A 12,159-nucleotide genomic window follows, 5' to 3' on the forward strand; every position below is an offset into this window, starting at 1 on the left:
GATCGTGCTTGTTCGTATGGCCAGCCAATATTTGGGCCTCAGCACGCTTCAATGGCTGATGGACCAAGCGATAACATGGGGATTTTTAGCAATTATTATTATTTTTCAGCCTGAGCTGAGAAGAGCGCTTGAACAGCTTGGCCGCGGCCGCTTTTTTTCAAGGAGCGGCACGCCTGTGGAGGAAGCGCAGCAGAAAACAATTGAGGCCATCACAAAAGCAATCAATTATATGGCGAAACGCCGTATAGGCGCCCTGCTGACCATTGAGCGGGATACCGGTATGGGAGATTATATTGAGACTGGCATACCTTTGAATGCCAAAGTCAGCTCTGAGCTGTTGATCAATATTTTTATTCCAAACACTCCGCTTCATGATGGTGCAGTGATTATGAAGAATAATGAAATAGCCGCGGCCGCCTGTTATCTGCCGCTTTCAGAAAGCCCGTTTATTTCAAAAGAACTGGGGACGCGGCATAGAGCGGCTGTCGGCATCAGTGAAGTAACAGACAGTTTGACGATTATTGTGTCTGAAGAGACCGGCGGCGTCAGTGTGGCGAAGAACGGAGACCTTCACAGAGAGCTGACGGAAGAAGCGCTGAAAGAAATGCTTGAAGCCGAGTTTAAGAAAAACACCAGAGACACTTCTTCTAATCGCTGGTATTGGAGGGGCAAGAAAAATGGATAAATTCTTAAACAACCGCTGGGCTGTGAAAATTATTGCTCTGCTTTTCGCGCTCTTGCTTTATGTGGCGGTTAACAGCAATCAAGCACCGACTCCGAAAAAACCGGGTGAATCTTTCTTTCCGACATCAACAACTGATGAAGCAACACTGACCGATATTCCGGTCAAAGCGTATTATGATGATGAAAATTACGTCGTGACAGGTGTTCCGCAAACGGTTAATGTCACGATAAAAGGCTCAACAAGCGCCGTGAAAAAGGCTAGACAGACCAAGAACTTTGAAATATATGCCGACATGGAAAATTTAAAAACCGGCACACATAAGGTGGAGCTAAAGGCCAAAAACGTGTCAGATGGGCTGACAATCTCAATCAACCCGTCTGTTACGACAGTGACCATTCAAGAACGGACGACCAAAAGCTTTCCTGTAGAAGTGGAGTACTACAATAAAAGCAAGATGAAAAAAGGCTATTCTCCAGAGCAGCCGATTGTCAGTCCGAAAAATGTGCAGATTACCGGATCTAAAAATGTGATTGATAATATTTCTCTTGTAAAAGCTTCAGTGAATTTGGAAAACGCAGATGAAACGATTGAAAAGGAAGCGAAAGTGACTGTCTATGATAAAGACGGAAACGCGCTTCCTGTCGACGTAGAGCCTTCGGTCATCAAGATTACCGTTCCGGTAACAAGCCCGAGTAAAAAAGTGCCCTTTAAAATTGAACGGACAGGAAGCCTTCCTGACGGTGTCAGCATAGCGAACATTGAATCAAGTCCCAGTGAGGTAACGGTTTACGGCTCACAGGATGTGTTGGATTCTCTTGAATTTATTGACGGCGTCAGCTTAGATTTAAGCAAAATTAACAAGGATTCCGATATCGAGGCAGATATTCCGCTTCCTGACGGCGTCAAAAAAATCTCGCCGTCAAAGGTGACTTTGCATATAGAAGTAGATAGTGAAGCGGATCAGAAGTTTGAGAATGTCTCTATTAAGACTGTAGGGCTGAGCAGCTCGCAAAACATTGAATTTCTAGATCCTGAATCGCAAGCGATAGACGTGACGGCTAAAGGCTCTCCCGCCAATATAAAAAAACTGGAGAAATCAGATATTGAATTGTATGTGAATGTTTCAGATTTAGATGACGGGGAGCATAGCGTGAAGCTTGAAGTCAACGGGCCTCAGAATGTAACCTGGTCCTTGGGGCAGAAAAACGCCAAAATCAAGCTGACATCTAAAAAAAGCAATACATCAACTAATGACAACAGCAGCAATACATCAGGAAACCAGGATGACACAGATAAGCAAACGAATGATCAAAAGAACAACCAGCAAGAAGATACAACGAACACTGATAAAAACAGCAATGATCAAAAACAAGACGAAAATAAAGATCAAAACCAAGATCAGGATGAGGACGAATCCACTGCGGATTCGCAATCCTCATCAGAATAAAAAAGGAGCGATTATAAAATGGGCAAGTATTTTGGAACAGACGGTGTAAGAGGTGTCGCCAATAGTGAGCTTACACCTGAGCTGGCCTTCAAAGTCGGACGCTTCGGCGGATATGTGCTGACAAAAGACAAACAACGTCCGAAAGTGTTGATAGGCCGCGATACACGCATCTCCGGTCATATGCTGGAGGGAGCCCTTGTCGCCGGACTTTTATCCATTGGCGCAGAAGTCATGCGTCTGGGTGTCATTTCTACACCTGGTGTATCTTATTTAACAAAAGCGATGGATGCAGAGGCAGGCGTCATGATTTCTGCTTCTCACAACCCAGTGCAGGATAACGGCATCAAGTTCTTCGGGGGAGACGGCTTTAAGCTTTCTGACGAACAGGAGGCTGAAATTGAGCGCCTGATGGACGAACCGGAGGATAAGCTGCCAAGGCCAGTCGGAGCCGATCTTGGGCTTGTAAACGACTATTTTGAAGGCGGACAAAAATATCTGCAATTCTTAAAACAGACTGCTGATGAAGATTTCACAGGCATTCATGTGGCACTTGACTGCGCACATGGTGCAACGTCGTCCTTGGCGACACACCTGTTTGCTGATTTAGATGCAGATGTTTCAACAATGGGGACTTCGCCGAATGGATTAAACATTAATGACGGCGTCGGATCGACTCATCCTGAAGCGCTCAGCGCGTTTGTCAAAGAGAAAAATGCCGATCTCGGCCTTGCGTTCGACGGTGATGGCGACCGCCTAATTGCTGTCGATGAAAAAGGAAATATCGTTGACGGCGACCAAATCATGTACATATGCTCAAAACACCTGAAATCAGAAGGCCGTTTAAAGGATGATACAGTGGTTTCGACTGTAATGAGCAACCTCGGCTTCTATAAGGCGCTCGAAAAAGAAGGCATCAAAAGCGTACAGACGGCTGTCGGTGACCGTTACGTAGTAGAAGCGATGAAAAAAGACGGCTACAATGTCGGCGGTGAGCAGTCAGGACATCTTATTTTCCTTGATTACAACACGACAGGGGACGGATTATTGTCTGCTATTATGCTGATGAACACATTGAAAGCAACAGGCAAGCCGCTGTCAGAGCTTGCAGCTGAAATGCAGAAGTTCCCGCAGCTGTTAGTCAATGTGAGAGTAACTGATAAATATAAAGTCGAAGAAAACGAAAAAGTAAAAGCTGTTATTTCTGAAGTTGAAAAAGAAATGAACGGAGACGGCCGGATTTTGGTCCGCCCTTCAGGCACTGAACCGCTAGTCCGTGTTATGGCTGAAGCGAAGACGAAAGAGCTGTGCGATGAGTATGTCAATCGCATTGTTGAAGTCGTCCGGTCAGAAATGGGATTAGAGTAACGAAGTCTATGATCAGAGAGCGAACAAGACGAGCAAGATTTACATATGATAATTGTGAGACATACGGCAAAGTTGTTTAAAAAACAATTGACCGTTTATGCCACATGCTGTAAAATCAAGCTTGTCTTGTTCTTATTTTCTCTACAGGAAAGAAGACGGGATTATTGCTTCACCTATAATTATAGCGCCCGAACTAAGCGCCCGAAAAAAGGCTTAGTTGACGAGGATGGAGGTTATCGAATTTTCGGCGGATGCCTCCCGGCTGAGTGTACAGATCACAGCCGTAAGGATTTCTTCAAACCAAGGGGGTGACTCCTTGAACAAAGAGAAATCACATGATCTTCCAAAAACATGTAGGAGGGGACGATTGAAAGTCCCCTTGAAATTTGACTTTCTTCGTCTCCTTTTACAATCTTAGGAGGAAGAAAAATATGTGTGGAATCGTAGGTTATATCGGTCAGCTTGATGCGAAGGAAATTTTACTGAAAGGGTTAGAAAAGCTTGAGTACCGCGGCTATGATTCTGCTGGTATCGCTGTTGCCAACGAACAGGGAATTCATGTGTTCAAAGAAAAAGGACGCATTGCGGATCTTCGTGAAGTTGTGGATACCAATATAGAAGCGAAAGCTGGAATTGGCCATACTCGCTGGGCAACACACGGCGAACCAAGCTATCTAAACGCTCACCCGCATCAAAGCGCACTTGGCCGCTTTACACTTGTTCATAACGGCGTGATCGAGAACTATGTTCAGCTGAAACAAGAGTATTTACAAGATGTAGAGCTCAAAAGTGACACCGATACAGAGGTAGTTGTTCAAGTAATCGAGCAATTTGTCAACGGAGGTCTTGATACAGAAGAAGCGTTCCGCAAAACACTTACACTGTTAAAAGGCTCTTATGCAATTGCTTTATTCGACAACGAAAACAGAGAAACGATTTTTGTAGCGAAAAACAAAAGCCCTCTATTAGTCGGTCTTGGAGATACATTCAACGTCGTAGCATCTGATGCGATGGCAATGCTTCAAGTAACCAACGAATACGTAGAGCTGATGGATAAAGAAATGGTCATCGTCACTGATGATCAAGTTGTCATCAAAAACCTTGATGGTGACGTGATTTCACGTGCTTCTTATATTGCTGAGCTGGATGCCAGCGATATCGAAAAAGGTACGTACCCTCACTACATGTTGAAAGAAACGGATGAGCAGCCTGTTGTGATGCGCAAAATCATCCAAACGTATCAAGACGAAAACGGCAAGCTGTCTGTGCCTGGCGATATCGCTGCCGCTGTAGCGGAAGCGGACCGCATCTATATCATTGGCTGCGGAACAAGCTACCATGCAGGACTTGTCGGTAAACAATATATTGAAATGTGGGCAAATGTGCCGGTTGAAGTGCATGTAGCGAGTGAATTCTCTTACAACATGCCGCTTCTGTCTAAGAAACCGCTCTTCATTTTCCTTTCTCAAAGCGGAGAAACAGCAGACAGCCGCGCGGTTCTTGTTCAAGTCAAAGCGCTCGGACACAAAGCACTGACAATCACAAACGTACCGGGATCAACGCTTTCTCGTGAAGCTGACTACACATTACTGCTTCATGCAGGCCCTGAAATTGCTGTTGCGTCAACGAAAGCATACACTGCACAAATTGCGGTTCTTGCGGTTCTAGCATCTGTAGCTGCTGACAAAAACGGTATTGATATCGGATTTGACCTCGTCAAAGAACTCGGTATCGCTGCGAACGCAATGGAAGCTCTTTGTGACCAGAAAGACGAAATGGAAATGATCGCCCGTGAATACCTGACTGTATCCAGAAATGCTTTCTTCATTGGACGCGGCCTTGACTACTTCGTATGTGTCGAAGGCGCACTGAAGCTGAAAGAGATTTCTTACATCCAGGCAGAAGGTTTTGCCGGCGGAGAACTGAAGCACGGCACGATTGCCTTGATCGAACAAGGTACACCAGTATTCGCACTGGCAACGCAAGAGCACGTAAACCTAAGCATCCGCGGAAACGTCAAGGAAGTTGCCGCTCGCGGAGCAAACACATGCATCATCTCACTGAAAGGCCTAGATGATGCGGATGACAGATTCGTACTGCCGGAAGTAAACCCAGCGCTTGCTCCGTTGGTATCTGTTGTTCCATTGCAGCTGATCGCTTACTATGCTGCACTGCATCGCGGCTGTGATGTTGATAAACCGCGTAACCTTGCGAAGAGTGTTACTGTGGAGTAAGTTGTTTAACCCCTTTGGTTATTTTAGCCAAAGGGTTTTTTATTTTAGAGGTGATTTTTTGTACGGATCTCATTTATCAAAGATGAGGACAGGCGCCTTATAATGGTGCAGCAACGAGACATTTATCAACGTCAAGATTCATAAAAATGATGTATCGTGCGTGTCTTCTTTTTTCACAAGCAAATATGTGGGTTCAGTCACATCGATGCAGGAATTACCTTCTTATGTAATTTCTCTAGCTAACAAAAATGTAGTAGATCAAGAGAAACAGTATGAGAAGAGACTGGTGATTGATAAGTTCCGATAAAAAAGGTTTTAAAGGAAGTGACATCTACGGGGAGTTTGGGCAAATTGTAAGCGGTGAATATTGTCATATTAAAGATAGATTGTCAAACTCTGTATTCCAACATCAAATTATACTCCACTGAATTAGAAAATGAGTTTTTGTTGACAATGTTTAAAATTTAGCATATCTTATACTTAACTTAATAATCGGTTCAGATGTTTATTTTCGTTTGTTAAATTATTAGGTCTTTAGCATTCTTTCAACTACTCTTGACAGGATGAAAAAGTATCCTAATTTAAATGAAAGAGAAACATAAGTCGATTCGTTTGATAATCAGGCACTATATTAAAATGGAACGATGATTTCATTCTTTTAGAAGGAAGTTAAAACATAGCATAAAGTAAAATGACCAATAATAAGGTAGCTCTTCAAAAAACTTCGCAGAAGTTAGTTGAAGTGAAGCCGACAATTTTCAAGATTCAATGATCTAAAATCGTCATTGAAATTTTGAAGTTGTCGGTTTTTTTGTTGGGAAAAAATAGAGATACTTAAAATTTGTATTAAATTATAGAAAAATAGGATCTGGTTTAAAGGTCTTTTGAGCAATAACGACATTTAAAAAGGGAGAATTTGAAATGTTAGTTTCACTGAATTTGTCATCATTGTTAACATTATTTTTTATTATGCTGATTGCTTCTGGGATAAGTGGACTAGTGTTTTTACATCCACGCGTACCCTTGCGTTTTGTTCGCATTCATATTGGGATCTTGGCTTTACCACTTTTGGTTTCCTTAGTGATTCTTGCCAATAGGAGTGTGAATGGAAATATTGGCCCTTGGCACTTAGATTCCTTAGCTTGGTTAATGACTTTCTTTGTTTTGGCAATTGGTCTCATCATTCAGCGTTTTTCTGTACGGTACTTAATGGGTGATCGATCTTATCGCAAATATTTTACGCTTTTTACTTTCACTACAGGTGCTGCTTCACTTGCATGGTTAAGTGGTGATCTCCGCTTGATGGTTATATTTTGGGGAGCAACTCTTGCCGGTTTAACCTTACTTATAAGATTAAACAGTGCTTGGCAAGTGGCTAGTGAAGCAGCCAAGGTTTCTGGCCGATTATTTTTGTTAAGTTGGTTTTCTTTATTTTTGGCGATGATGTGGCTTTTTTATGCCACAGGTCAATGGCAGTTATCATCGGTTTTAACAAATGAAAGTTTAGCTGAGCTGGGGGAATGGAAGAGAACAGGGATTCAGCTATTGATTGTATTAGCAGTAATCATTCCTGCAGCTCAATGGCCATTCCAGAGATGGTTAATTGAGTCTATTGTTGCTCCAACTCCTGTTTCTGCGATTATGCACGCAGGTTTAGTAAATGCAGGCGGGATTATACTAGCTCGATTTTCACCCCTATTTAATGGTGGTATAGCTTCGATTATTTTACTTCTGCTTGCTAGCATCTCTGTATTGATTGGAACTGGTATTAGTTTAGTCCAGGTTGACTATAAACGCCAGTTAGTAGGCTCCACGATTGGACAAATGGGGTTTATGCTCATTCAGTGTGCATTAGGAGCCTATATAGCAGCCATTATTCATCTTATTTTACATGGTTTATTCAAAGCTACGTTGTTTTTACAAGCTGGTTCAGCAGTAGGGCGTCATGAAGGATTGGCTCGTGCTAATAAAGGAACATCCTATTTATGGATCATGGCTGGTTGGATTTTATCCTTAGCTATAGGTGTTGCTTTTTGGCTCGTTGCTCCTGGAGAAGGGTATCAATTAATTAGTGCGCTAATTTTAGGGTGGTCATTGTCCGTTTCTTGGACTCAGCTCGTAGCTTTTGGTGAGGGAAGAATTGGCCGAATTGCTGGCTTAACATTTTTAGGAGGAGCAGCCTTTGTATATGTTATCATTCATAACCTCTTCTATAAGTGGCTGCATACAACCGTTTTTCAAAGTGTTCAACCTCCAATGCCAGCTGTCATTATTGTCGTATGTCTCTTGCTATTTGGCAGTGCTTTAGGTACGTGGGTTGCTCGTCATCGTTCTTCCGTTTTTTTCGCGGTACTCTATCTTTGGTTAGTTCGATTAGGTGAAGCAAAACCAAAGTCAGTAGAGAGTCACCCAGACTACCTTAAACAATATATATCATAAGGAGCTAATCTGAGATGGGCATTACATCCGTATTAACGAAAGAAAATGTAAAAAAGAAAGATACAGATATTGATGTTCAAGAAAGTGATCTTAACGTTTTCATTAAATCTGCCAGCCGAGTGATTGCACCACTTTGGCCTATTTCAACATTTGCTGCACGTAATCCGTGGATGGGACTTGAAAACCAACCTTTTGATCAGGTTGCAAGTTGGTTGAAACATACTCGTGATGTTGATATATACCCTAGTGCGTCTATGATCCGTTCAGCAAAGAATAAAGGTGAGATAGATGAAGATTTTGTAAAAATGGGGCTGCAGCGTTGGCTTGATTCACATTCCTTTAACATCCCGCGGGACGTGGCAGAGCGATTTTGTCATGCTGGATTAAAATTAGATCCACTGCCTTCCACCCTTTTATCATCACATCAGCTGGAGAAATTGGTGAATGAATGTAGTGGACTGAAGACGGATCATATCGAGAATTTTTTTATGCAACCAATAAGTTCGTATATAGAGAATCAAGACGGAGAAAGGTTAGTTAATATACTTGATCATCATGTTATCAAGTGGTGTAAATTATATCTGGATGACTCTCAAGCAGGTTGGACAATGCCTAATCGTGAGGGAGGTTTCTATCGTGCCTGGCAGCATCTCATTCAATATGATCCAGCACTTAGTAAAAAGCAGCGTAAAAGGTTAAAAGGTTGGCCACAAGAGGCGCATTTGGCTTTACAAGAAGCCTTATTCGCACTAGAAATCCCAAAATCAAAAATCCAGACTTATCTTGAAGGTCATTTACTTTCCTTACCTGGATGGGCAGGGATGATGCTTTGGCGCTCCCAACAATCGAGCCATGAACATGCACTCCTAACAGAATATTTAGCGGTTCGAATATCCATGGAGTGGGCTCTTATAAAGCCATATTTACCTTTGAATAATCAACGGTCTGAGAAAAAAATTTCGATTACTCCCCTTTTAGCAGCTTGGATTCATTGGGGGGGCCTTACACTAGAGGAATGGTCACAGATGTCGGCCAATGAACAAAACGAATATTTATCATTTGCCTATAGTTTTGATGAGAAACTTCGCAGGAAACTTTGGCTAGAAGCTTGGGAACAAACACACACAGATCGATTAAGTCAAAAGATCGTCTCGAAACAACGTGAAACCAACGGTAAAAAATCTGCATTAGCTCAATTAGCATTCTGCATCGATGTACGATCAGAACCTTTTCGTCGTCAACTAGAAAAAGAAGGCCCGTTTGAAACGATTGGTATTGCTGGTTTCTTCGGGGTGCCGATTGCAACTTGTGAACTTGGCAGTAAACATAGTCATGCCTCCTTGCCGGTCATACAAAAACCACAACATAAAATAAAAGAGTTCGTAGATGATGAGGTACTCGAAAAATACAACCAACGCAAGCAAGCAGTTCATTCCGTAAGCCATACATTTAAAACGATGAAACAAAATGTACTTACGAGCTTGCTTCTACCTGAGCTAAGTGGACCTTGGCTTAGTCTGCAAATGGTAGCACGCAGCTTTGTACCAAGAAAAACGGATCGTTTCATTCGTAATCTCCGTGAGACTTGGTTACGTAAACCTGATACAAAACTCTCGCTTCATCATGATTATGACACAGAGGCAAAAATACCTGTGGGTTTTACTGAAGAAGAAAAAGTGAACTATGCTCGGCAAGCACTAAAAATGATGGGATTAACAGAGAATTTCGCACCATTGGTCGTGATTTGCGGGCATGGTAGTCAAAGTACCAATAATCCTTATGCTGCGGCTCTTGATTGTGGTGCCTGCGGTGGAGCGGCCGGTGGATTCAATGCAAGAGTTTTAGCTGCTTTATGTAATCTTTCAGAGGTAAGAGAAGCTCTTTTAACTGAAGGAATTAAAATCCCTGAAGATACGGTTTTTGCTGCCGCTGAACATAATACAACGGTGGATGAATTACATTGGCTTTATGTACCAGAACTTTCCGAAACTGCACAGGAAGCATTTGACCGTATCGAAGCTATTATGCCGAAAGTGAGGCATAACGTAAATGCAGAACGTCTAGCCCAATTACCGAATTTCCAATCGAAACTTAAAAATCCGAAGGCAGAGGCACACCGATTTGCGGGAGATTGGAGTGAGATACGTCCGGAATGGGGATTGGCTCGTAATGCCGCTTTTATTATCGGCCAACGTGAACTAACTAAGGATTGTGATTTGGAAGGTAGAGCCTTTCTTCATAATTATGATTGGAAGCAGGATGAAAGCGGTGAACTCCTAGCAAATATTATTGCAGGGCCTGGAACTGTGGCCCAGTGGATTAATTTACAATATTACGCATCAACGGTAGCACCTCATTATTATGGCAGCGGAAATAAAGCAACTCAAACCGTTACTGCAGGTCTCGGAGTTATGCAAGGGAATGCAAGTGACTTGTTAGCCGGACTGCCTTGGCAATCCGTCATGCAATCAGACCATGAGGCTTATCATTCTCCTCTACGTTTGTTGATCGTCATCCAAGCACCTAGAGAACATGTAGAACGATTATTAAATAAAGACTCAGTATTTCTGCAAAAAGTTCAAAATGGATGGGTTCGACTGGCTAGTGTTGATCCAGAAGGACATTGGGAAAACTGGTAACTGCTAAAATGATTTCAAATATATTTGTTACTAAATCAAAAAGAGGTGGGCAATATGAGTGTAGATAAAAATAAAAAAGTATTATTTTTGACGGACATGGAAAACGGGCTGGAGCCCATTCTACAAGAAGTGACTCATACTCCAGCAGAAAATATGTTGACGATACAAAGCTATGGTGCCGATATCTCACATCCTTACGGAGAAATCATGAGGTCTGTTATTATTGCAATTTATCAGGAAGATGTTGAGGAGGTTTTTGTTGTAGGAACAAAAGATAAGAGGACTTCCACAGGTCATGTACGAACTCAACTTGAAACAATGAAAGATAAACTACAAACATTGGATTATCTTTTTCAAAATTGCAGGCCTGAATTTTCAGGCGGTACATTCGATAAATGGCTAAATGGAAATGAAAATAGCAGTGACGCTATTGAAAAAAGTGTTGATATCATTCGTCATCATCCATTAGTGCCGTCATATGTTAAAGTTCGAGGTTTAATCGTTAATCAAAAGGATGGACAATCCTCAATTGAGGAGGTCCCTGCTATTAAAACAGCGTCAAGCGTTACCTGATCATTGCTTGTCATGATGAAATGATAGATGTGCACCCATGTATTGAAAAAAGCAGTTCTAAGGAGAATGTATGGACTCTAATTTAACTGATTTTGTAATGAAAACAATAGAGGAAATGAATCCGTTTGATCGTGAAAATATAGAATGTATGAAAAAAGTAATTAGAAAAGCAATTGATTTTTATCATTTAAAATCGTATGAAGAAGTTGAGGAAACTCATGTAGGAAGCGTTCGATTTTTGCATGTACACTCTATGATGGAAGAAAATATGTTATCCAAAATTGTAGTGGTCACAAGAAACGGTAAAACTGATTTGGATATTGAAGGTGTATATGAAGGACATGTTGTAAGAGAATATTAATGAGACGAAATAACAATAGAAGATGCCAATTTTTTTGCCAGGAGATGTTTTATATATGAAAAAGTCGAAGGGTTCTTTTGAATCAGAGATCAGTAAGTCCATTACTCAATGGGAGAAGGATTATCTTGGGCGTGGGTCTGTATCTGTTAAGACTGATATACTGCGGGATATGATCATCGTTAATTTAAAAGGAATTTTAACACCAGCTGAATATGCAGTTTGTGGATCAAAAGAGGGTATGTTATCTATCAAACAAACGCGTTCGGAGTTAGTTGAATCAGGTATAGAAGGTCTTAAGGATATCATCCTAACGATAACTGGAGAAGAAGTGAAAAGTTTTCATACTGATTTAAGCTCTCGGACAGGTGAACGAGTGATGGTATTTAAATTGTGTAATGATCTAGAGAAAAATTTGG

8 protein-coding genes and 1 pseudogene are annotated in these 12,159 nt (G+C 41.7%); all 9 read left to right on the forward strand.

Annotated features, from left to right (window positions below; translation table 11 throughout):
* Positions 1–685, forward strand: a 685-nt coding sequence (gene cdaA, locus RAC86_RS27450) for a diadenylate cyclase CdaA (RefSeq protein ID WP_377886230.1), incomplete at its 5' end; no start/stop codon positions are given.
* Positions 678–2,132 (forward strand): CdaA regulatory protein CdaR, encoded by a 1,455-nt coding sequence (cdaR, locus tag RAC86_RS27455; RefSeq protein ID WP_072565650.1) that lies wholly within the window; start codon positions 678–680, stop codon positions 2,130–2,132. The genes cdaA and cdaR, both read left to right, overlap by 8 nt.
* An 18-nt stretch (positions 2,133–2,150) precedes the next feature.
* The gene (gene glmM, locus RAC86_RS27460) at positions 2,151–3,497 is read left to right on the forward strand and encodes a phosphoglucosamine mutase (RefSeq protein WP_014112449.1); all 1,347 of its coding nucleotides are present in this window, start codon (positions 2,151–2,153) and stop codon (positions 3,495–3,497) included.
* A 431-nt stretch (positions 3,498–3,928) separates the two neighbouring features.
* Positions 3,929–5,731, forward strand: a complete 1,803-nt coding sequence (gene glmS, locus RAC86_RS27465) for a glutamine--fructose-6-phosphate transaminase (isomerizing) (protein ID WP_061186953.1) — start codon at positions 3,929–3,931, stop codon at positions 5,729–5,731.
* A gap of 921 nt (positions 5,732–6,652) precedes the next feature.
* Positions 6,653–8,170, forward strand: coding sequence for an NADH dehydrogenase subunit 5 (locus RAC86_RS27470; protein WP_072565651.1), 1,518 nt, complete (start codon positions 6,653–6,655; stop codon positions 8,168–8,170).
* A gap of 14 nt (positions 8,171–8,184) precedes the next feature.
* Complete coding sequence (locus RAC86_RS27475; protein WP_072565652.1) at positions 8,185–10,809, forward strand: DUF2309 domain-containing protein; 2,625 nt, start codon at positions 8,185–8,187, stop codon at positions 10,807–10,809.
* 54 nt (positions 10,810–10,863) lie between these two features.
* Positions 10,864–11,398 (forward strand): annotated as a pseudogene (locus RAC86_RS27480) (carbonic anhydrase).
* A gap of 54 nt (positions 11,399–11,452) precedes the next feature.
* A complete protein-coding gene (locus RAC86_RS27485; protein WP_014112454.1) occupies positions 11,453–11,743 on the forward strand; it encodes a DUF6407 family protein in 291 nt (96 codons plus the stop codon).
* Between the two features lie 55 nt (positions 11,744–11,798).
* The coding region (locus tag RAC86_RS27490) for a Na-translocating system protein MpsC family protein (RefSeq protein ID WP_377886232.1) at positions 11,799–12,159 on the forward strand (361 nt) is incomplete at its 3' end.

Source organism: Bacillus sp. LR_5 (assembly GCF_042709275.1).